The 20,482-nt window shown below is 65.7% G+C and carries 28 protein-coding genes; 16 read left to right on the forward strand and 12 right to left on the reverse strand.

What is annotated here, in order from left to right; translation table 11 throughout:
• Positions 1-69 precede the first annotated feature (69 nt).
• Positions 70-414 (reverse strand): hypothetical protein, encoded by a 345-nt coding sequence (locus BIU95_RS15370; protein WP_071252071.1) that lies wholly within the window; start codon positions 412-414, stop codon positions 70-72.
• Between the two features lie 363 nt (positions 415-777).
• On the opposite strand from BIU95_RS15370, the gene BIU95_RS18390 reads away from it, so the two are divergent.
• The 5 genes from BIU95_RS18390 to BIU95_RS15390 all read left to right on the forward strand — a co-directional run bounded on the left by BIU95_RS18390 (position 778) and on the right by BIU95_RS15390 (position 3,212).
• The gene (locus BIU95_RS18390; RefSeq protein WP_139179847.1) at positions 778-984 is read left to right on the forward strand and encodes a hypothetical protein; all 207 of its coding nucleotides are present in this window, start codon (positions 778-780) and stop codon (positions 982-984) included.
• 84 nt (positions 985-1,068) lie between these two features.
• Positions 1,069-1,620 carry an LPD29 domain-containing protein gene (locus tag BIU95_RS15375; protein ID WP_071252072.1) on the forward strand — a complete coding sequence of 184 codons (552 nt, stop codon included), beginning with the start codon at positions 1,069-1,071 and terminating at the stop codon, positions 1,618-1,620.
• Positions 1,621-1,731: 111 nt separating this feature from the next.
• Positions 1,732-2,172: a hypothetical protein gene (locus BIU95_RS15380; protein ID WP_071252073.1), complete on the forward strand. Its 441-nt coding sequence runs from the start codon at positions 1,732-1,734 to the stop codon at positions 2,170-2,172.
• A gap of 354 nt (positions 2,173-2,526) precedes the next feature.
• Positions 2,527-2,775 carry a glutaredoxin domain-containing protein gene (locus tag BIU95_RS15385; protein WP_042539574.1) on the forward strand — a complete coding sequence of 83 codons (249 nt, stop codon included), beginning with the start codon at positions 2,527-2,529 and terminating at the stop codon, positions 2,773-2,775.
• A complete protein-coding gene (locus tag BIU95_RS15390; protein WP_071252074.1) occupies positions 2,775-3,212 on the forward strand; it encodes a hypothetical protein in 438 nt (145 codons plus the stop codon). The genes BIU95_RS15385 and BIU95_RS15390 overlap by 1 nt, the downstream gene beginning before the upstream one ends.
• A gap of 85 nt (positions 3,213-3,297) precedes the next feature.
• Here the strand turns inward: BIU95_RS15390 and BIU95_RS17920 are convergent, their stop codons facing one another.
• The 5 genes from BIU95_RS17920 to BIU95_RS15410 form a co-directional block, all read right to left on the reverse strand.
• Positions 3,298-4,758 carry a sensor histidine kinase KdpD gene (locus BIU95_RS17920; RefSeq protein ID WP_083389406.1) on the reverse strand — a complete coding sequence of 487 codons (1,461 nt, stop codon included), beginning with the start codon at positions 4,756-4,758 and terminating at the stop codon, positions 3,298-3,300.
• Between the two features lie 46 nt (positions 4,759-4,804).
• The gene (locus tag BIU95_RS15395; protein WP_071252075.1) at positions 4,805-5,410 is read right to left on the reverse strand and encodes a hypothetical protein; all 606 of its coding nucleotides are present in this window, start codon (positions 5,408-5,410) and stop codon (positions 4,805-4,807) included.
• Between the two features lie 41 nt (positions 5,411-5,451).
• Complete coding sequence (locus BIU95_RS18395) at positions 5,452-5,838, reverse strand: hypothetical protein (RefSeq protein ID WP_139179848.1); 387 nt, start codon at positions 5,836-5,838, stop codon at positions 5,452-5,454.
• 201 nt (positions 5,839-6,039) lie between these two features.
• On the reverse strand, positions 6,040-6,318 hold the full coding sequence (locus BIU95_RS15405; protein ID WP_139179849.1) for a hypothetical protein: 279 nt from the start codon (positions 6,316-6,318) through the stop codon (positions 6,040-6,042).
• Between the two features lie 8 nt (positions 6,319-6,326).
• Positions 6,327-7,067 (reverse strand): hypothetical protein, encoded by a 741-nt coding sequence (locus BIU95_RS15410; protein ID WP_071252078.1) that lies wholly within the window; start codon positions 7,065-7,067, stop codon positions 6,327-6,329.
• 211 nt (positions 7,068-7,278) lie between these two features.
• Here BIU95_RS15410 and BIU95_RS18400 point away from each other — a divergent pair, with 211 nt between their 5' ends.
• Positions 7,279-7,992 carry a hypothetical protein gene (locus tag BIU95_RS18400; RefSeq protein WP_139179850.1) on the forward strand — a complete coding sequence of 238 codons (714 nt, stop codon included), beginning with the start codon at positions 7,279-7,281 and terminating at the stop codon, positions 7,990-7,992.
• 167 nt (positions 7,993-8,159) lie between these two features.
• A complete protein-coding gene (locus BIU95_RS15415; protein WP_139179851.1) occupies positions 8,160-8,714 on the forward strand; it encodes a hypothetical protein in 555 nt (184 codons plus the stop codon).
• A 72-nt stretch (positions 8,715-8,786) separates the two neighbouring features.
• On the opposite strand, the gene BIU95_RS15420 is transcribed toward BIU95_RS15415, so the two are convergent.
• Both BIU95_RS15420 and BIU95_RS15425 read right to left on the reverse strand, forming a co-directional pair.
• Positions 8,787-9,554: a DUF5677 domain-containing protein gene (locus BIU95_RS15420; RefSeq protein ID WP_139179852.1), complete on the reverse strand. Its 768-nt coding sequence runs from the start codon at positions 9,552-9,554 to the stop codon at positions 8,787-8,789.
• Between the two features lie 8 nt (positions 9,555-9,562).
• On the reverse strand, positions 9,563-9,907 hold the full coding sequence (locus tag BIU95_RS15425) for an Lsr2 family protein (protein WP_071252081.1): 345 nt from the start codon (positions 9,905-9,907) through the stop codon (positions 9,563-9,565).
• A gap of 222 nt (positions 9,908-10,129) precedes the next feature.
• On the opposite strand from BIU95_RS15425, the gene BIU95_RS15430 reads away from it, so the two are divergent.
• Positions 10,130-10,459, forward strand: a complete 330-nt coding sequence (locus BIU95_RS15430) for a hypothetical protein (protein WP_071252082.1) — start codon at positions 10,130-10,132, stop codon at positions 10,457-10,459.
• A 5-nt stretch (positions 10,460-10,464) separates the two neighbouring features.
• On the opposite strand, the gene BIU95_RS15435 is transcribed toward BIU95_RS15430, so the two are convergent.
• Positions 10,465-10,857 carry a hypothetical protein gene (locus BIU95_RS15435; RefSeq protein ID WP_071252083.1) on the reverse strand — a complete coding sequence of 131 codons (393 nt, stop codon included), beginning with the start codon at positions 10,855-10,857 and terminating at the stop codon, positions 10,465-10,467.
• A gap of 29 nt (positions 10,858-10,886) precedes the next feature.
• On the opposite strand from BIU95_RS15435, the gene BIU95_RS15440 reads away from it, so the two are divergent.
• Positions 10,887-11,387: a hypothetical protein gene (locus BIU95_RS15440; RefSeq protein WP_071252084.1), complete on the forward strand. Its 501-nt coding sequence runs from the start codon at positions 10,887-10,889 to the stop codon at positions 11,385-11,387.
• Between the two features lie 22 nt (positions 11,388-11,409).
• Here the strand turns inward: BIU95_RS15440 and BIU95_RS15445 are convergent, their stop codons facing one another.
• The gene (locus BIU95_RS15445; RefSeq protein WP_071252085.1) at positions 11,410-11,613 is read right to left on the reverse strand and encodes a hypothetical protein; all 204 of its coding nucleotides are present in this window, start codon (positions 11,611-11,613) and stop codon (positions 11,410-11,412) included.
• A 34-nt stretch (positions 11,614-11,647) separates the two neighbouring features.
• Entirely contained in the window at positions 11,648-12,103 is a 456-nt protein-coding gene (locus BIU95_RS15450) for a hypothetical protein (protein WP_071252086.1), read from the reverse strand.
• A gap of 366 nt (positions 12,104-12,469) precedes the next feature.
• Here BIU95_RS15450 and mobF point away from each other — a divergent pair, with 366 nt between their 5' ends.
• The 5 genes from mobF (at position 12,470) to BIU95_RS15465 (ending at position 18,451) form a co-directional block, all read left to right on the forward strand.
• Positions 12,470-16,255 carry a MobF family relaxase gene (gene mobF, locus BIU95_RS15455; protein ID WP_071252087.1) on the forward strand — a complete coding sequence of 1,262 codons (3,786 nt, stop codon included), beginning with the start codon at positions 12,470-12,472 and terminating at the stop codon, positions 16,253-16,255.
• Positions 16,256-16,826: 571 nt separating this feature from the next.
• Positions 16,827-17,195 carry a hypothetical protein gene (locus BIU95_RS18405; RefSeq protein WP_139179853.1) on the forward strand — a complete coding sequence of 123 codons (369 nt, stop codon included), beginning with the start codon at positions 16,827-16,829 and terminating at the stop codon, positions 17,193-17,195.
• Positions 17,196-17,205: 10 nt separating this feature from the next.
• Positions 17,206-17,508, forward strand: coding sequence for a cold-shock protein (locus BIU95_RS17925; RefSeq protein ID WP_083389408.1), 303 nt, complete (start codon positions 17,206-17,208; stop codon positions 17,506-17,508).
• 95 nt (positions 17,509-17,603) lie between these two features.
• Complete coding sequence (locus tag BIU95_RS15460) at positions 17,604-17,837, forward strand: hypothetical protein (RefSeq protein WP_071252088.1); 234 nt, start codon at positions 17,604-17,606, stop codon at positions 17,835-17,837.
• Positions 17,838-18,058: 221 nt separating this feature from the next.
• Positions 18,059-18,451, forward strand: coding sequence for a hypothetical protein (locus BIU95_RS15465; RefSeq protein ID WP_139179854.1), 393 nt, complete (start codon positions 18,059-18,061; stop codon positions 18,449-18,451).
• An 83-nt stretch (positions 18,452-18,534) separates the two neighbouring features.
• Here BIU95_RS15465 and BIU95_RS15470 read toward each other — a convergent pair whose 3' ends face one another.
• Entirely contained in the window at positions 18,535-19,197 is a 663-nt protein-coding gene (locus BIU95_RS15470; RefSeq protein WP_254783390.1) for a M48 family metalloprotease, read from the reverse strand.
• 119 nt (positions 19,198-19,316) lie between these two features.
• Between BIU95_RS15470 and BIU95_RS15475 the strand changes: the two genes are divergently transcribed.
• Together BIU95_RS15475 and BIU95_RS15480 are read left to right on the forward strand one after the other, a co-directional pair.
• On the forward strand, positions 19,317-19,616 hold the full coding sequence (locus BIU95_RS15475) for a hypothetical protein (protein ID WP_083389409.1): 300 nt from the start codon (positions 19,317-19,319) through the stop codon (positions 19,614-19,616).
• On the forward strand, positions 19,613-20,476 hold the full coding sequence (locus tag BIU95_RS15480; RefSeq protein ID WP_071252091.1) for a nucleotidyl transferase AbiEii/AbiGii toxin family protein: 864 nt from the start codon (positions 19,613-19,615) through the stop codon (positions 20,474-20,476). Before BIU95_RS15475 ends, BIU95_RS15480 begins: the two co-directional genes overlap by 4 nt.
• Positions 20,477-20,482 lie beyond the last annotated feature (6 nt).

A 20,482-nucleotide genomic window follows, 5' to 3' on the forward strand; every position in this document is an offset into this window, starting at 1 on the left:
GACCCCGGCGCTGCTCGACGGAGCTCGCAGCGCGACGACACCGCAGAGCGGCGCCGCGATCAAGAGCGCTCAGGGGGAGACGAGATCCCGGCTGGTCGACGTCGACTCACGCCGGCGGGTGATCCAGGCGAGCTGATGCTCGTCGCAGAACCGGCCCGGCAGCTCGTCGCCCGTGTCGAGGTCGACCGGTTCCCAAGCCTCCGGTTCCGCCGGGTCGGTGCACCCGTCGACGTCGCAGGGGACCAGGTCAGCCGGCTGCACCCAGAACGAGTGCAGGACCTCGATCGTTCGCGTAACGCCAGCGTCGACGTCGACGCCGGCTGGGGGAGTGGTGTCGTCCTGCTCGAGCAGGACGTCGATCGGGTTGCCCTGGTTCCTGGGCCGGCCCTTCCGGGCGCCGCGTCGGGTTCTCATGCCCGGATGCTGCCAGCAGCACCGGCCCCGCTCTGCCGGACCCGCCGATGACCAGGTGCGTCCAGAGCTTCCGGCCGGGGGCCGGGAGTCGCTTCGCTCCGGGTGGAACCGGCTCCGCCGGCACTGCCTGGGCCTCCGGCCCGTTTCTTTGCCGTGAAGCCTTCGGCAGCGTACGTCCGTCCGGGTTCCGCGCAAGCGGCAAGCCGCCGGATCCTCCGAGATTTTCGGCACGCGGTCGCTTCGCTCCCTTATTTCGCGCCGAAATTCTCTCCCCCTCCGCCCTTCGGGTTGCACTACACCCTCCCGTCCTAGCGGCGACAAGTCGCCTTCACGGCAAAAAAACGAGAGGGAGAGGAAGAACAAATGCGATATCAGATCGAAACAATTGTCACCGCAGTCAGTAAGGCGGACGACGCAACGGAAGCGAGAACGGCGGCTTTGCGAGAGCGGGAGGCGGAACTCAAGACCGCGGCGTCGCTGGGCTGGACGCTCACGAACACGGCTGTCCTGGAGGGCATCGAACTCGCGACGTTCGTCGACACGATCACCTACACGCCACCCGCGGAGTGATCCAACGCGGGAGGGGACAAGTCGTAATTGCCCCCTCCCGCTCCACCCATCATCACCGATAACACCCACCGAAGGGCACACCCCATGACCAGCGCAATCATCCCGACCAAGGACGTCGCGGCGCTGCTCCGCAAGGAGCTGCGAGCCGCGTTCCCCGGCGTGAAGTTCTCCGTTCGTTGCGCCACCGGCACCGCATCCGCCTGGATCAACGTCACGTACGACGACGGACCCACCTCGCTGCAGGTCGACGCCATCACGCGCAAGTTCCAGGGTCGATCATTCAACAGCCAGACCGACTCCTACGACGAACACGGCACAACCCTCGTCGCCGGCGAAGCCGACCAGATGCCGACCGAAGTCCGGTACAGCTGCGACGGCATCATCACCACCCGCAACTACTCGCCTGCGGGTCACCTGGCCGCGCAACGTGTGATCCGCGAGGACAGCAGCATGCGGCACCTGGTCATCTGCGACGAGCACGGCACACTCAACGGCCACCACGACCTCACCGACGGCCGAGCCGAGGAGTTCAGCGCCGGTGGCCGCGGGTGGGCGCTCCCGAACCTGTCGGCCTGGTCCGCGGTCCGGTTCGTTCTCGAACGTGTCGACCTCACCCCCACCCCGGCCCACCAGTAGCCGGACGGGCCGCGCCGCCGATAGCGACGGCGACGCGGCCCCCTTTCCCACAGGGTGCAACCGCCGACCAAGCGGGCACCCGGCCACGAAGCCTAGAGAGGAACGCCCCTCATGCACATCACCTACGAACGCCCCGCCACCATCGGCGAGCAGATCGACCCGAACGCACCCGCCGCAGAGCTCGACCCGACCGGCGCCGAGTGCGCAGCGACGACGTACGACGTCGGCGGCCTCGAATGGCACTGCACCCGCCGCCCCAACCACACCGACGACGAACACCGCGCCGCATTCGACGTCCACGGCGGCGGACCCACCGGCGAAGTCGGCTTCGCCTGGCAGTACGAGTGGGGCGGCGCCGGACACGGCCCGTCCTCCACCGAACCCATGACCACGGTCACCGTCACCGTGTCGTTCCCGTCGACGGCGTGGACGAACGAGCAGCTGCCCGACGCGATCGCCGACGAGATCCGCTCCGCGTTCTGGGAGTGCGACCACGACGACGTCACCGTGACCACCACCGCGACGAGCACCCCGCACCCCGTCACAGGTTGAGCCGCGGACGGCGGCGGGCGTCTCTACATGGTGAACAGCGCCGGGACGACACAGTTAGGGAATGCACAGCACGCTATTCCTATCGGATGACGGTAATAGCAACCCGGCCTTAGTGCTCCTGGGGATTCCCAGCCCTCCCGCTGTTATCGATGCCCCAGCCGTACGTTCGTAAACGCCATGCCCTGGTGCCAAACAATGCGCGTGCATAGGTTTCCAACAGGTGTGCCGACTGGTAGAAAAAGGTTCAAAGAATGTGCGGAAAAGGGTACCTTTAGAGGCCCGCGCGTTATAGAATAGAAGCATGCAACGGGGGAGGGGCCCCGGCATCACAAACTTTACGAAAAGGTGATTTCGATGAGCATCACGGTTTACACCAAGTCCGGGTTCTGCGGCATGTGCAAGGCCACCGAGCGCGCTCTCGACTCCGCCGGCATCGAGTACACCGAGGTGATCCTCGACGACGTCGACCAGGCACAGATCGAAGAGTGGAAGACCACCCTCGGCACCAACGCCCCCATCGTCGTCACCGACACGGAGACCGGCTCCTGGAGCGGGTTCCGCCCCGACAAGATCGGCGAACTCGCCTCGAGCGCGGCCGCGTGATGACGATGACCCTCGAGCGTCCGACCACCGTCCGCCCCGACATCGTGCAGCAGTCCACCCGCGACGCCGTCGACGAGCTCTACGCCGGCGACACCGTGGCCGCGTTCCGTGCGATCGACGCCGCGACCGCTGACCCGACCGAGCACGTCCGCGAGTGGGAACTCACCGACGAGCAGCGGCAGGTGTGGGAGGCCGGCTACATGGTCGGGTTCCAGATGGCCGCCCCGGCGCTCATGGCCGAGGTCCTCGAGCTGCGGGCCCGCCTCGAGCAGGCCGAGCACGACGCCGACCGTTACTACGCCGAGATGTGCCGCCGACCCGCCCCCGCCGAACCGACCGCATCGGGTCCGACGTTCGCGGAGATCTCCCGCGCCCGCGGCGAGGACGACCGCGCCGCCCGCCACGAAGCGACGCTCGGCCGCATCTTCTCTCACTGAGCGGCGCTCACGCCGTGTCGCGCGGGCTGGGCCGGCCCCTACGAAACATGGAGCCCTGGTGAGCACATGGCGCGAATACGTTGGTTCAGTTGAGCGGCCTCGCGGCCGCTGGGAGTGGGAACACGAGAACAACGGCAGTACCAGCGGGACTGGACGTCAAACTCATTGAAGCTCTGTGAGCTCTCATCACGGAATCTGCTATTGACAGGCCGAGGCCGAAGCCCCCGCTCTCCCGATTGCGGCTCGAATCCCCACGCCTGAATGGTATAGATGCGTCAGCACGGAGTTCCGGAGGTAGCCCGGGTCCGTTGTCCGCAACTTGTATCGAGAAACCGTTGAAGTCTGCCCGAGCGCTGACTGCGATGGATGAATCCTCGGCAGTGTGGATCGCGGCATTCTTGAGGACTTCCTGTAGCACACGGCGCACCTTACCCGCGTCGAGCTCGAGTGCCCGTTCCTGCGCGTCCGCGTCGACATCAATACTCCATTCATGGCTCGGATAGGAGAGTTTTGCCTCGACAAATGCGTCGAGGACAAGCCTTCCGGGCTGGATGGTGACGTAGTCGAGGTCCTGACCGGCATCCGCCCGCGCAACGAGGAGCATATCGTCGACCAGGTGAGACAAGCGCTGAGTTCCACGATGAATCTCGCTAGTCATTTTGCTCTGCATAGATTCCGCTTCAGCGGTCTTCTTCAATAATTCGGAGTATCCCGACATGATCGCAAGCGGCGTACGAAACTCGTGACTAGAATCGGCAATAAACTGACGAAGCCGTTGGTTCGATTCCGTCTCGCGCTGAAATCCGCTGAGGACGCCCGACCGAAGGCTATCCAGGCCAGTGTTTAGACCTCGAACCTCGCTCGACGCGGAACGGTCCGGGGGCTCGAGGGGCTGTAGATCGCTAATGCGGCCCTCGCTCGCTGCCGCTGCAGCGTTCTGTGCCCAATCATTGAGTTGTTCGATCGGCTTAACCGTTCGACTCGTGAGCCACGCTATCGCCAGGCCGAAGAGGGTGGCGGCAACTGCACCGCCTATCGTGAAGGCGAAACCCATACGTGCGGTGACGCTCGTGATGGATGCAGTTGAATAGCAGAGGGTGAGCTGGGCCTGTGCCCCTTCGAGCTCTGTCGCGGAGCAAAGATAATCGCCGCTCCGAATGTGCAGGGAGGTGGTCCCTCTCTGACCGACCGACGCCAGAGCGCTTCCATCTGACGCCGTCAGGTTGATTGATCTGCCGTATTCCGTGTACTCGACTGCCTGCACGACCTGTCCATCGACGCTCACAGCTGCCACCGTGGCTGGTGGCTGGCGGCTGAAAAAGGGCTCTCCGGGGTCGGTTGCTGCAGATGCGTCACGTGAGAACGCCGCGAGCGAGTTGTGGACCCGGCGTGCGAGGTCGGAGGACATGTAGTCCCGAAGGACGGTGATCGCGAGTGCCGAGAAGGCTGTTGCAACGATGACGAATACGGCGACAGAGGCGACGATGAGACGGCTTCGAAGGCTCCCTGTGCTCTTGAACGTCAACCTACCCCCTTCATCGCTCACCGAGGCTAGCGCATCTGCTGCACCTCGGATCAGGGCGGAGAGCTACTCAGTAGGAAACGATCGCGTAGGGCAGCTCCGGATACAGGATCCCCTGTGCGTCGACGATGCAGTCCATCGTCTTCGATGATCGGGCAGACGGCGATCCGTCTGCCTTGAGCCTGTTGGGTCCAGCCATAGCTTCTGGAGTACGGGCTTTCTTACTAACTTCATAGCCTTCATACTGAAGGCACTCAGCAGCCTTGTCGCGCAGCTTAGGGTCCATGCGCGTCGGCGCCGTAGCCTGATACACCGCCTCGGCGACGGTCAGGAACTTGTCCTTGCAATACGCTGAGTCAGCCTTGCTGCGTTCACGTTCCACTTTGTCATCAGCATGGGTAACCATGAAAAGGAGGAGCTTGCCGTCGACCGGGCTGAGTTGCGGCTCCGTAGTGTGCCAGCCCTTCCTCTCGATGCATCCGCGAGCGGAGGCCACGAGGCTCGAGTACTCGTCTCGACTTACCGCCCCGTTTTCGAGCGCATTACTCTGCTCCCGCTTTCCTTCGCTGCGAAGCATTTCGCTCGCGGCTTTTATGCCGCTGGTCGAGAGGTCTGGCCCAGTCTGGGCTGGCGGGGCGTGCTGTACGCACCCCGCCAGCCCGAGCGTCAACGCCACTGCGACCGCGGGTATCCATGCTCGTCGAGCGGCGCTGATCATTAGTGGCTGGTCTTGTGCTTACCGGCGTAGCCGTGGTCGGCGTACCACCATCCGGTCTTGCCTGCTGAGATCCCGGTGGTTGTGGTCAACCCCGTGGTGGAATTGGAGGCATCTCCTTCGGGGACACCGACGGCCACGGTCGTGTCGCGGAAGGTCCCAGGCACGCAGATGTCACGGGTTCGGGTTGTCTTTGCCTTAACCCAGTACTGCCTGCTGCCAGACAGTTTGGCTTTCGAAGATGTGCCGGTGACGGTGGTCTGCGTGCAGCCCGTCGCGGACATGTTCCACTTGACCGATGCAGCCGATGCCGGCGTGACCGTGCCCATGATGATGGCGGCGGCCATCGCAGCCGAAGCTCCCATGACCAGTTTGCGACGATGTTCCATGAGGTCCCCCTTGGTTGAACGTTGGAGTCCTAAGAATATCCAATGCGTAGGCTAAGAGAAACCTTGTAATACTCGCTCTTTTGCGGTAGAACGCAGGTTCCACCCTCGGGCTGCGCGAGCCGTGGTGAGCAGGAGGGGGGGGCGATGCCCGGAGGCGCAGCGCGCGGCATGCTGACATAATCTATATTATCGGCGAACCGCTTAGTGGTGCGCGTCGCGTGCGTCGAGCTCGTACTTCCACAGCACGCTCACCAGGTGGCCTACGGCGAGCACAGCGTTCAGCCGGGAGTACTGCTTCCCGCGCGCGACGGCGTGCACCGTCGCATGCCGGTTAAAGGTGGTCGGGACGTTGTCTCCGGTGAAGCTCTGAAAGACTGCTATGAGCTGGGCAAGGTGCAACTCGCTTCGGAAGAGCCGCGCCTGCTCGTGCTCGCTCACGATCTTGGGATAGAACCGCCAGGGGCCGTACTTCATCGCCACGATCGTTTCTAGGGTGCTTGCCGCGTACGCCTGCGCGAGATCCGAGAAGTCCGCGCGGATGCCCGCGATCGCGCGGCGCACAGGCTCGACGAACGGGACGTAGTCGGCCGCGGTGATCTGAGCGAGGAGGTGCTCGCACGACTCGAGGACCTCGTTGGCACGTGTCGACACAGCCGAGCGGCGCCCCGCGGGTGTGTGTCAGCTGCGGCGATGAGCTCCAGAGTCCCGGCGTCGGGAACCCACGCGATCACGAGGCCTTCGGATATCCAGGTCATCCACTCGTCGGGCTCGTAGTCGATGTCCGCTTCCATGATGTTCGCTGGCAGAGCGGGCCGGACGAGATCCGCGAGGTCTGGGAAATTCCACCCTTTGGTGCTCTCGCGCAGCGCGTCGACGATCGGCTCGAACCAGGCGGGGGAGTACAGCGGGGCGCCTGCCATCGTCTGCTCGGCAATCCTCCGGCCGAGGTCCGCAAGCGCAGGGGCGTGCCCCCAATCGGCGAAGCGCGAGAAGTCGATCGACGGCGTGTACAGCGATGTGAAGTTCGCGAACGTGCTGGCATCGAACTTTAGTAGACCGAGCTTGTCGACGAGGGTCCCCACGTCCGCCTTGCCCCCGGATCCTGGGACAACGATCCGTCGCGCAGGCTGGTCGCTCTCAGCGTCGTCCTTCTGGAGGGATGCGTCGAGGTCAAGCGCATCGTCGCACTCATCACGCTCGTGGTCGTCCGGTGTCTCGCTGTCGGTCATGCGGTGAACGTAGCTGAAGCCGGCGCGATCGAGCGGGGCACGGAGCGTGTGACTGTCCGCGCTGGTCTGATCGCACTGTTCTGCGCGGTTCGATAGCGAGGGCGCTGGCGGCTGCTTCGATGACACCGTCGGTGACGGGTTCGAGTCCGCTGATGCGCGGCCCCCGTTCAGGCGCTACCAAGTTAGAGCTGAGGGAAACTAAGCTCGCGTGATGGCCGACGATGAGCACGTGACAGAGCAGGATGGCCCTTGGTTAAGAACAGGTGTAACGCTGTCGAAGCGGACGCTTCTCATCATCAGCGCCGCAGCCGTCGTTGTTCTGCTGGCACTCGCTGGCACTATCGGTGCTCTCGCCTTTGACAACGGTGGTCGGCTCTCGTCGGCCACGGCGTCAACGAGTGCTGAAGCAGCAGCAACCGAGGAGGAAGCTGCCAACGAGTCGAGTGAGCCCAACGACGAGGTCTTGGCTCCGATCACCCCAGAGCCAATCAGCACGCCTACTCCAGAGATCCTTCCCCTCAACACTCAGTTCGTCGTTGCCGGTGCGACGATGACTGTCACTGGGGCAGAAGTGCTTCAGAACATCGCCACAGTCGATGGGTCAACTCTCGCCGCGGAACCCGGTCAGCAGCTCGTCCTGGTTCACACCACCTATACGGTGTCTGGCTCAGCGGCGGTTGACCTGTCCTGCGCCGGAGGCGACGGCACCTACATCAAGGCGTACGACACCGATGGCAACGAGATGGCGCCAATCTTCGAAACGTCGAGTATCCCCGGAAACCCTGGCTGCAACGAGTACCTCCCGCATGGGGCTACTCATACCTGGAACTTCGCCTTCACTGCGGCGGTTGGTACAAAACCGGCGGGACTGTCCATCACTGACTCGAATACTTTCGAGACAACCGTCCTCGCGTCCCTTCGGTAGCGCCGCCGCAAACGGCAGCGCGCAACCCACAGGAAGGGGTAGCAGCGGTCTCCCAGCGGTCGCATGTGGGGATCGGCTATCGAGATTGTTGCTGGTTGTGGTTGCTGGTTGATGGCGCGGCGACAGACGCGGGCCAGTACGTTGGGATCAGAAAGAGGGGAAGGCAGATGCAGAGCACTTTGGCAGCGAGGATCTTCGGCGACAAGGAGGATCCGCGTGTGCGGCTGCAAGTCCTCTACGGCGGCGCGCTTCCGCCGAGCGGTCAGCCCCCGGAGTCTGCAGTCACATGGGCTAGAGACGTGCTGTGGCGTAGCGGCAACACAACTGCTGACGTGCTGACGAAGGTCGGCGACCTGCGGGAAGCGGATGCGCGTCTGACGTTGAAAGCTGCCACATTCCTAGCCCGCCATGTTCATACCCCGACCCCGATCCCGGCCTCGACCACGGCCCTGCTGAAGCGCACCCTGGTGAAAGCCATCGTCGCCGTGCTCGCTCTTGTTGCTCTCATTGCTTTGCTGGCGGCCGCGGACAAGGGTTCGCCGCTAGCGATTGTGTGTGCGTGGGCGGCGGGTGTGCTCCTGGTCGGAAAGGAGATCCTGTCCGCTTTCGCGCGGGACAGAGGTCTCGACCCTGTGAAGGCACGTTTGGAGGACTTGGCCGCAATTTGCTCGCTGTTCGGCACGGTGGCGGCTGTTCCTGCTGTATTCGCTGCGATCGGCTGAGCATCGGCTCGTCCTCGACACAGAGGTAGAGCCGAGGACGAGGCAATCATCAGCCGCGCAACCCACCCGCTGCTACTTGCTCGTTGCCTTCGCGTGCCACTCACTACTGACCCCGAGCTGGACTGCGATCTCGTCGAGGGCCGACTTATTTGGGCGCTCGACTTGTGTCGTGTCCCAGGCGATCAGGGCCTGCAGGAGGGAGCTCGACGCAGACGCCAGGAGAAGAGCAGCCATTTTGTGTGCCGCATACCTGCGCCAAGAAACTGGTAGGCCGGGGTTTGGATTCTGCGCCGTGTACAGATCTACTGTTTCGGCGCCCGAGTGGGTCAAACCGCTGAGGTATCGGTAAACGAGGTACATGCCGGCAGTGCCGTCGAGGGCGTTCAGGCGTTGTTCGAACTTGGTGAAAGACGGTGATGCTGGCCCGAGCTCTTGAACCTGCTGCTCGTACTCCAGCCGGCGCGCCTCGGAGACGGCGTCGGCTCCGTCCGCCTTTGCTTCCATTGCTTCTCGAAGGATGCGGGCGCGAGCTTTGCTTCCGTCGCTGAGGAGATCCTTCCAGCCGTCTGGAATGACCAGCACCCAACCTGCGGTCACTGAGTCTTCCATCAACGATCGGATCACGGGCACTGCGGCTACTGGCAGGCTAGCCTCGTAGAGAGCGAGCACTCCTCGGGCGCAATCAACTGCGTGCGCAGCGAGTCCGCGCACGAGCACGGTCACCTGGAAGTCGATATCAGTGCGGACGTCGACCTTGGTCGGGGCAGTGGCGGTGTCCCATATTTCGATGAGCTGCCGGAGCACCGCTCGGTGATCTGTTGCGCCGGTTGGTGTAGCCATGCTGCGCGTCAGTGTGCGGCGTTGTACGCGTCGCGGACGACCTGGCTGATGCGTCCACGTGATGAGACTTCGTAGCCGTTGGCTGCTGCCCACTCGCGAATCTTGCCAAGCTCCTCAGAGTTTCCCCGTTTCGGGGCACTGCCGGAGGACGCGCGGCCGGCACGGTTGCCGGTCTTGCGGGCCGCGTCTATGTAGTCGGAGAGCGCTTCGCGAAGCTGGTGCACGTTGTCGTCCAAGAGGTCGATCTCGTAGTTGGTGCCGTCGAACCCGAAGTGGATGGTGCGGCCTTTGCCATCTTCGATGGTCGTGCCGGTGAGGTCATCGACAAGGTGCGTGGTGACTTTCTGAGCCATAGCGATGCTGCCCTTCGTGAGAGATTCATTCAACTATGGCATGCGCGGGTGCCCTGGCGCTATGATTGATGGTTTGAGTTACGAATTAGCCAAGAAGGTTCGTTGGTCTTTTGCGCGTAATCACTGCACAGGCCGTCGAACGCCGCCAGGGCGGCGGCTTAGTTCGGCCCGGATACCTCGTGCGGCCGGATCTCGGTCGACCTGGCAACGGCACGGACGGTGATGTTCCCGGCCGCAGTCGAACTCACCGACAACGCCGGCTACCGCCTCGACGCGGGACGCTTCCACATCGGTGCGCCCCTGCGTGATGCGTTCGTTGCTGCACGGTTCTACAACCAGGCGACGGGCCGTTCAAATCGTTTCGCGGACGTCCTCAACCAGGCGGTCACCCGTCGAGACGACCGGCCACCACGGCGGCCCGGTGAGTCCAGCATCGAGCGGCTGCAGCAGCGCGTCGACGACCAGCGAACCCGACGCCGTGAACAGTCCCGCCCAGGCGGGTCCACCGCCCACGATGGACCCCGCGGTCCCCGTCAGGGCCCGTCACGCTGATGCCGCTACGTCAATCGCCACCCGTTGCCGGCGCGCTCGGTGAACGCGAGGTAGAAGAACCCGGCGATCGCGACGGGGATCGCCAGGACCCACAGGTAGACGTACACGTTGAACCGCACGAGCAAGACGAACAATGCGAGCGGACCCGACAGGATCCACCCGCCTATGCCTTCACGCATCGGCTGGGTGACCCGGAAGTAGCTCTCCCTGGCCAGCGGGTACGCGAGAGCCTGCAGCACCACGAACACGATCGCCACCGTGAAGGCGAACCAGTCGCCGCCGGCCGCCGCGCGGGTCGCGAGGTAGATGAAGAAGATGCCGGGCAACAGTCCGAGCACGATGCTCGACGGCAGCCGTGTGTACCGTCGGTTGATCCATGCCCCCAGTACGAATCGCATTGGCAGATCCTCCCAGGAAGGACCGTCACGTGACCAGCGCCGTGACGTCGACCGCTCCGGAGCGGTTCTGGTCGCACGTGGTCAAGGGGCCGGCGCCGTCGCACTGCTGGATCTGGACCGGCGCGATCGGTGACGACGGGTACGGCCGGTTCTGGGTGCCGCAGCCGGACGGTGGGCAACGCGCGATGCGGCCCCAGCGGTGGTTGTACGAGCACCTGACCGGCGTCGCGCTCCTGCCCGACGTGTTGCTCCTGCACGCGTGCGACGTGCCGCTGTGTGTGCACGTCGACGTTGACGAGTCCCGGTCGCACCTGGCGACCGGCTCGCATCGCGGGAACATGCTCGAGCGGGTGCAGCGCGGCCGGCACCGGAACGGGTTCACCGCGATTCGCACCGCCGGGCTTGCGCGTGCCGAGCGCGTGCGGTTGTCGCGTGAGCTCCGGGAGGCGTTCCGCGATCACGGGTGGGATCCCGCTGCGATCGCCGCGCACAAGGCCGGCATCGAGCCGGACACGCCAACGCTCTGGTGAGGCGTCCGCCGCACAATGTCGGCTAGGTGATGCCGGGCGTCTCCGTGTGGGCAGGACACAGGTCGGTGTAGCTGCGGGAGGTGTCCGCGGTCGTCCATCCGTGCTCGCGCGCGAAGGTGCGCGCCTCGGCTCGGCTGCTGTTGTCTTCGGCGATCGCGACCGGGATGATGACCCGATCACAGCCGAACGCATCGCAGCTGACGATGAACGCTGAACGGGCGGCCATGACGGGAGCTAGGCCGCCCGGCAGGGGGACGCGATCACGCGGCCGCGTGCTCGTCGTAGTGGACGTCGGCGTGCTCGCTGACGCCACCGGACTGGTTCTCGTTCCGCTGCTCGCCCGTGGTGCCCTCCAGGGTGGGCTGAGCGTCCGCGTCTGCGACGCGCTTGACACGCTTGACATCCTTGACCGGCACGCCGAGGCGTGCTGCGACCTCGTCGCGAGAGACCTTCGTGTCGAGCATCCGGCCGACGATGTCGGCCGCCTCTGCACGGGACGCTTCGACCTTCCGCGCGGTCTCTGCGCGGATCGCTGCGATGCGCTCTTCTGCGTCCGCCTCGATGCTCTCGACGGCGTCAATGGCGACGAAGTATGAGGCGGCGAGCTCTTCGAGCTGATCCTGCCGCCGGCGGAACTCCGCCGCTCGTTCCGCGGCGCGTTCACGTGCGGCCTTGCGGGCGGCGGTCTGCGTTGCGGACTTTCGGTTCTCTGCCATGTCGATCCCTCCCGATCGTGCTTGGCCGCCCATGCGACCTAACGGCTACAACCCCGACCGCGGGGCGGTTCGGGAACGGACCGGGCGAGCCGGGCTGTGTTCATCCGCGCCAGAGCCGGACACGGCTGTGGCGCGGATGCTGCCTTCGACGCACTCCCGACCAGATGCAACGACTTCCCTCGTTCCTCAGTCGTCGAGGCATCTGGTCTTCGTGGTCTCAAGCAGCATCCGCGCTCACTATAGCTCGCGTGCCAGTTCCCCTCATCCTTCGGTCCACTAGCTGTCACACCATTGGCATTATGAATGAGTGGGGTACCCTTTCGGCATGTTCGCCGCCGCAGACCGTCCCGCTCTGGGGGTCTGGCGATGACGATGAGCCTGCACGTGCTCTCCACGGGTGACGGCTACACGTACTACACGTCGGAGGTCGCCACCGGCGACGTGCGTCGGGCGCAGGGCCGCGAGATCGGCGACTACTACACCGTCGAGGGGAACCCTCCGGGGCAGTGGGTCGGCGGCGGGATCGGCCTGCTCGGCATGTCCGGCGAGGTCACCGAGGAGCAGATGAAGGCCCTCTTCGGCGAGGGCTTGCACCCCAACGCGGAGGCGATGATCGTTGCTTCGATGGAGGCCGGGAAGAGCTACGAGGACGCGGAGAAGGACGCCCGCCTCGGTCGGGCACCGCACCGCATGTCGGCGTCGTCGACGAAGCTCGCCGCCGCGATCAAGGAGGCCGAGGACCGCTTCGAGCGCACCCGCCACCGTGAGCCGGACGCGAAGGAACGCTCTCAGCTGCGGACCGCTGTCGGTGCCCAGGCGTTCCGTGAGGCCAACGGTCGGCCGCCGGCGGACGGGGAGGAACTCGGGAAGTTCATCACCGCCGCAACCCGCTCGGACCGGAACACCGTGTCCGGGATCGACCTGACGTTCTCCCCGCCGAAGTCCGTGTCGATCGCGTGGGCCGCAGCGATCGCGCAGGACGACCACGTGACCGCGCGGCTGATCGAGCAGGCGCAGGAGCGCGCCATTGCGGACTCGATCGCCTGGCTCGAGGAGAACGCGATCGCCACCCGCGCCGGCGTCAACGGGGTCCGCCAGCTCGACGTCGAGGGCGGGCTGATCGCGACGAAGTTCCGCCACCACGACTCCCGCTCCGGGGACCCCCAACTCCACGACCACGTGGTCGTCGCGAACCGTGTCCTTGGCTCCGACGGGAAGTGGCGCACCCTTGATTCGAAGCTGCTGCACCGCCAGGCGATGGCCGCCGCAGCGATCCACAACCGTGCCGTCATGGACTACGTCTGCGAACTCACCGGCGCCACCACCCGCGCCCGCGTCCTCCGCGTCGGCGACCCGCCCGTGGTCGAGCTCGCCGGCGTCAGCGACGACCTGATCGCCGAATCGTCGACCCGTTCCCGTGACTCCCGGAAGGTCGCCGCCGAGCTCGAGCGGGACTACCGACGTGACCACGGACGCTCCCCGGACCGTGCGACGCGACGGAAGATCGCCCAGCAGGCAGTGCTCGCAACCCGGCCGAAGAAGGAACACATCCGCCCCGTCGCCGAGGTCGCGAAGACCTGGTTCGCAGCCGCGCGCCGCAGCACTCCACGCCGTGAGCTCGAGGTCGGCGCGCTCCTCGGCCGCGGGCTCAGCTCCGACCAGGACACTCCGTTCGACCCGGAGGATGCCGCACGGACGATCCTCGCGAAGGTGTCAGAGGATCGGTCCACGTGGGGGGTCAACAACGTGCAGATCGCCGCGGAGCAGTGGGTGAACGAGCACCGCGGGATGCCGGGTCTGGACACGAAGACCGGCGCGGACCTCATCACGAAGACGGTCATCGACGGTCACTCGATCCGTCTCACCCCGCCGCCGGCGCACGGCACGTTCCAGCCCGTCGCGATGCGCGACGGATCCTCCCCGTACGTGTCCAAGGGCGCCGTGGTGTTCTCATCGCAGGCCGTGTTCGACGCGGAGCGGATCATCCTCGACGCCGCGAAGGACCGCACCCTCGGCCCCGTCCGTGCCGAGACGTTCGCCGCCGCGAAGGCGGAGCACGGCTCCCATCTGGACGCCGGCCAGGCCGCTCTCGCCGCGGCGTTCGCCTGCGATCCGGTGCGGGTCATGGTCGGTGTCGGGCCCGCCGGCACCGGGAAGACGACCGCACTGAAGGTCGCCGCTCGTGCGATCGAAGCCGAGGGCGGCCGCATGATCGGGCTGACCCCGTCCGCCGCTGCGGCCGCGGTCATGTCCGACGCCGTCGGCATCAAGGCGGTCACGCTCGACAAGTTCCTCTTCGGCAGTGACCTTGAGCAGCTGCTCGAGGCGAAGTCGATCACGGGCGACATCGACCTCCGCCGCGGCGACGTGATCGTGGTCGACGAAGCCGGCATGGCCGGCACCGTGAACCTCGCCAAAGTGGTCCGCATCGCGGAACTCACTGGCTCGCACGTGCGGTTCATCGGCGACGACAAGCAGCTCGACGCCGTCGCCTCCGGCGGTATGCTCCGCCTCCTCGAGCACGAAGTCGGCGCCACCTACCTCGACGAGCTCCACCGGTTCAGCAACCCCGACGAAGCCGCCGCGACCCTGCTCCTGCGCGACCCGACGGTGCAGGACCCGTGGGCGTGGCACCTTGCCAACGGGCGCGTTGTAGGTGGCGACGCGGACAAGATGGCCGACCACGTCTTCAACGGCTGGCAGCAGGACATCGACTCCGGCCTCGACGCACTCATGGCCGCCCCCACCCGTGCGCAGATCGCCGAACTCAACGCCCGTGCCCAGGCGTACCGATTCACCACCGGCGAGGTCCACGGACGCCGCAGCGCAGCCCTCATGGACGGCTTCGACGCGCACGTCGGCGACCGGATCGTGACCCGGAAGAACGACTACAAGCAGCGCATGCACCGCGGCCGGGAGTTCGTGAAGAACGGCGACCGGTGGACCGTGAAGCTGGTCCACGACGACGGCTCCCTCGACGTCGTGCACGCTGGCCACGGTGGCAAGCTTCGCCTTCCCGCCGACTACGTCAAGCAGCACACCCAGCTCGGCTACGCCCGCACCACCCACGGGGAGCAGGGCAACACCGGCGACACCATGTGGCAGATGGTCGACGCCTCCACATCCCGGAACGCCGCCTACGTCGGCGGCACCCGCGGCCGCCACCGCAACACCTTCGCCGTCATCACCGAACCCGGCCAGGACATGCGCGACGTCCTGACGAAGATCGCCGGCAACGTCGACCCGAACCTCACCGCCCACGAGCAACTCCGCATCGCCCAGCGCGACGCGGACCGCATCGTCACGCTCGCAGACCAGTACGCGGACCTCACCCAGCAGGCCGACCGGATCCGGTTCACCGCGGCCGCGGAACAGGCCCTCGGCATCGACGTCACCAACCGGCTCGGCGGTGAGGACACCTGGGGTGTCACCGTCGCAGCGATGCGCCGTGCCGAGCGGGCCGGTCTCGACCCCGCCGACGTGCTCTACCGGGCATGGACCGAACGACCCGTCGACGACATCGATAACGTCCCAGCTGCACTCGGCGCGCGGATCACCGCGCTGACGAAACAGTGGGAGCAGGAGCATCCGCGCCCGGCAGCGGAGCCGGCGGTGCCGAGGTGGATCGCCGACGCCGCACCTCTGCGGTCCCGGCACCTGCCGGCAGCTTGGCGAGACGAGCTCCAGGAACGCCACGAGCACCTCCGTGCTCGCCTCACAGAACGCGGCGAAGCGATCGCGGCTGAGCAGCCGGCGTGGACCCTGCAGCTCGGCTCGGTCCCCGCCGAGCCCGACCGCCGAGCCGCATGGATTCGTCTTGCGGCCGAGGTCGACACTTTCCGCGACCGCCACAACGTTCCCCTCGAGGAGACCAACGCAATCCCCGCTGGCCGCCGCAATGAGGGCATTGGGAAGGACCTGCATGAGCGCGTCGTCGCGTCCCACAAGTCGCAAGTTCTCCGCGAACAGGCGGCCGGCCGCAAGGACCGCCTCGCAACGATCCGCGGCCGCGACTCCGACGACGCCCGACGCCGTCGCGACGCCTGGGAACAGGCGCACGGCCGCCAGGTGTCCACGGGACGGCCGAAGGGCGCCGGCACCGCCCGCGACCTGCCGCCGACGCCGGCCCGCGGTATCGATCGTGAACTGTGAATCAGGCTTGCATCGATGGCCCGTCGTTCCGGAACGGGACATGTCCACCGAGACCGACGGGTTTGGCGGACGATGCCCACCGGGCCAGTGCCGCTTGCGTATTCCTGAAACCGTTTTCAGATTGCGGGCGTGAGGGGCGCCTTTGGCGTGAAGTTGCGCGGATCTCTCTTGTGGCAGTCCACCCCGGTGTGCTTTGCTCCTGCCTACAGGCGGCAGGGGTCCGCATGAGGGGATATTGATGCAAATTAATAAGCGCTCTGCGCTGTGGAGTCTGCCGTTTGGTGCGGTCCTTCTTTCACTTGCGATGGCCGGTCCGGCTCACGCAGCTACAGTTCCGATTGACTCGGATCAGCCGGTCCTGTCGTCGACGCTGACAATCACGAACAGTCAGGGTGCGTCGACGACAAGCTCGTCCACGGGCACCCTTCAGTCAGTTCAGGACGTCACGCCCGCAGACTCAGCCGACGCCGCTGAGCCGGCCCAGGTCGTAGATGTCGGAGCTTCGCAGGCAGTGCCAGCCCCGCAGGCAGCTACCAGTTCGGCTGTTGCTGGGCCTAAGGGAGCGAAGCTGTTGTGCAACAAGTTCTACAAGTACTCGGACTCCAACGTCAGCTACACCGTGCAGCACCAGTGTGGTGGCAAAACCATCCCGTGGGGCATCAAACTTTCGCCGGCCCTCTGCGCCGCGGCTACGAGTAACGTCACCGAAGCAGGACAGATTTGGGCACGGAACGGCAAGACGCAGCCGAAGCAGGCCGGGCATAACGTCGTCTGCTCGTACCAATTTCACGGCAACTACAGCAACTCGCCAGACGGTACGCACATCGCCTATTCGGATGTCCTCACCTGGCGCGTCGCCGGTGATGGCACCGCGACGCTGCAGGTTTACGGCTCCTTCACCGCAACGGGCAACCGCTGCGGCTCCGCAACTTCCTGCTGACGCGATCGTGATGTCAGAGAACGGGATAGTCCGCATATGGAAGCCTGACGAGGGCTGGGGCGTCGTTGACGTCGACCAGGTTGACGGCGGCATTTGGGTGCACTTCAGCGCTATTGAAGGACGAGATTTCGGCGTTCTTGCAATTGGAGAAACGGTCGCTATCGATTGGGAGGACGTGGAGCATCCGCCCTACGCCGCTCAAGCAACCCGGGTCACCACCGCTGGATATGTCGGATCATCCCGCAGCGATTCCGACTCCGGCATTCTAAACTCGCATTTGACGATCGAGTGGGATAAAGATCGGGATAAATAGCCCTGCAACGCTGGCACGAATCTGGAAAGCAGCAGGAACCCTGGCGCTCCAGGACGGACGTTGCGAAGTCGCTGCCATGTTGCCGCGGAATCTACATGACCATTGAGAAGGACGCCGGCGAATCGGTCGATGTGGACCTCGCGGTCGACTGGCGTGCGCAAGACCCGCTGACGCTCTCCGTCGAGCCAGTCCTGAGCGTGGAAGAAGCGGTCGGTAAGAAGGTCAGCGCGGCCTACGGGCGCGCCGGCAGCGGACGAGACCTGCCGCCGGTACCGACGCGGGACAACGAGCGCGAACGCCGAGTCGACAGACCTGAACCCAGCACCTGAGGCAGACTGCTCAGATGAACGCGTCGCGCTCGAAGCCGAAGGGGACTGGGCTCCACGGGCGGGGTTGGTGGCGTCGAGCCTTTCCAAAAGCGCCGGCTCACGTGCACGCGAACCTTCGGGATTTCGAGAGGCGCCTTGCGGCGTACCGAGGCGCAAGCGAGCCGGCCCGGGCCGAAGCCCGGGCGGTCCTCCGGAGACGCGCTGCGGAATACGGCAGCTCCTTGCCGGGGGCGGTCCTCGGCGCGGGGCTTGCAGCGCTTGTGGCCCTCGTCAGTCTCATCGGCACGTACACGATCTTCCTCATGCAATCCGGCGTTGGTGCTGCGCGCGATGCCCAAGTGCGAGCCGACGCTCTGAACGATGCTGGCAAGCTCGACGAAGCAAAAACGTCGCTCAGTGCAGCACTCCGTGGCATGGACGGCCTGCTGAACAGCGGCGGTGAACTTCTTGTTCAGATCGGCGTAGCCGTCCTCGCTGGGATCTTCACCGCCTGGATCATCGCTCGCGATCACGCCGCGTCCCAAGCCATCGCGACTGCTTGGCTCGAGGCGTACCTAGAAGTCGAGAAGGCCCATACTGAACCCCCTCCTCAGCGGAGATGGCTGCGCCGATAATCGCCGTTATGTAAGATTCTACATTGGCAGTCACAGTGGTGGTCCTGGATGTGTCCGAAGGTTTGGCCCTCCCCTGAAGTGCATCAGGTTGGGCACTCGCAGTGCCGCCGGTCTGCGTGCAGTCGGATCGCGGCAGCACGAGCAGTCGGCGGCGGGTGATCCGACCCGAAGCGCTCTACCCGAGATAGCGCACCCTCCGGGTTGTACTCCATCAGCGCCAACCCGTCGTCTCCAACCTGGTGCGCGGCCTCGATGTCGCAGCGCAATTCCAGACGGCGCGTGAGCCGGCTTCGCAGGAACTCTGACAGCGGGACGAATGCGGCTGCGAACGCCGCCGCGCTCATCGCTTGGGAGAGAAGGATGTTTTGTGGATGCGCCACCGCCGCAGTCAGGGCGGCCGCGGCTAGTACGCCCACGATTGCGCCGAGCGCCGGAGCGAGCAGTCGTGCCCCGTCGATCCATCGCTCCCACCGCGGCACGCCCAAGCCAATATGTGCTAGCTCGTGAGCAAGAGTGGCACGGAGGATCCGAGGATCGGGGTACTCGACCGTGCTGATCGCAACCTCTACCCGCCGCAACTCTGGAAGCGTGTGTGCCGTTCCGACGGGAGCGCTGATCGTGGTCACGATGACTTGGAAGTCATCGACGTTCATCGTGGCCGCGATCGGCGCGGCCGTCTCCTCTGCCAGTCGCTGCGCGCTCCCGAGCCGTGTCCTCGGATCGGTCACGCTTCCCCACGTTGTCATCTCGCCCACCCTCAGCACCGTATCGGGGACATGGGCGAGGCCAACCGGTTGCCCCTACCCACCCGGGCACGTTTCGCGGGACAATGGGGACGGAGGAGGGAGAACCGATGGGATCACGCGTGCTTTACCAGGACATCAAGCCCTACGACGTCCCCGCATCCCTCGGCGCCCTTCAGGGACCCTCCACAGGCGTGCTGACGCTCCCGCTGGACGTGTACTGGGGTCCCGACCCGGATGCCGACCTCGACACGCTCTCGGGCGTGACGAAGGCGTACCAGGCGATCCTTCGCGAGGGGGCTTCGGACGTGCAGGAGACGCTGCTGAACCGCGACGTGTTGCTGCACACGTGGGATGAGCTGCTCCTGCCCGTTCGCGTTCGGTCGCTCTGGGAGTCCCGGTTCCCGGAGCTCACCGCGTGAGCGACGACCGCGATCTCCAGTTCGAAGTAGCGCAGACGATCCTCCGCGGCGCCGATCAGCACGGGTTCGTGCTCGCCGGGTCGGGAGCGATCCGTGAGCACGGCATCGTGGACCGCCTCACCCGCGACGTCGATCTGTTCACCAACCGCTACGACGCAGCCGAGTTCGACCGTGCCGTCACCGAGGCAAGCACCGTCCTCGCGGACGCCGGCTACGTCGTGGAAGAGCGTCGACGGGCGGAGTACTTCGCACACCTGAACGTCACCGCGACGGATGGCCGCCAGGTCGACGTCGACTTCGCCTACGACTGGCGCGGCGCCGAACCCGCCCGGCTGCAGGTGGGCCCGGTGCTATCGGTGGACGACGCCGTGGCGTCCAAGACCAACGCTGTGTACACGCGCCTCGAGGCGCGTGACTTCATCGACCTCGACGCGATCCGGTCCTCCGGTCGGTACACCGACGAGGAGCTGCTGCGACTCGTCGCGGACCGTGACGACGGATTCGACCGGGCGATGTTCGCCCAGCAGCTGCAGCAGGTCGACCGGATCCGTGATGACCGGTTTGCCGCATACGGGCTCGACAGCGACGCCGCGGCGGCCATGCGGGCACGCACCACGCGGTGGGCGGCGGAGCTTGCCGAGGGTGGCGAGCCGCCCGCGCCGACGTCGCTGCCGGCAGCAACGCGGACAACGACGCTCGCTGCGATCCGTGGACACCGTGAGCCCGAGGTGCAGGCACGCCGGGACTCGTGGGAGCAGGCCCACGGACGACCGATGCGATCCGGCACCGGGCCGTCGACGCCGCCGCGTGATGTGCCCCCGTCGCCACCCCCAAGTCGTGAGGTCGATCGAGACCGCTGACTCAGG

This window comes from Curtobacterium sp. MCBA15_007 (assembly GCF_001864905.1).
Classification (GTDB): Bacteria; Actinomycetota; Actinomycetes; order Actinomycetales; family Microbacteriaceae; genus Curtobacterium; species Curtobacterium poinsettiae.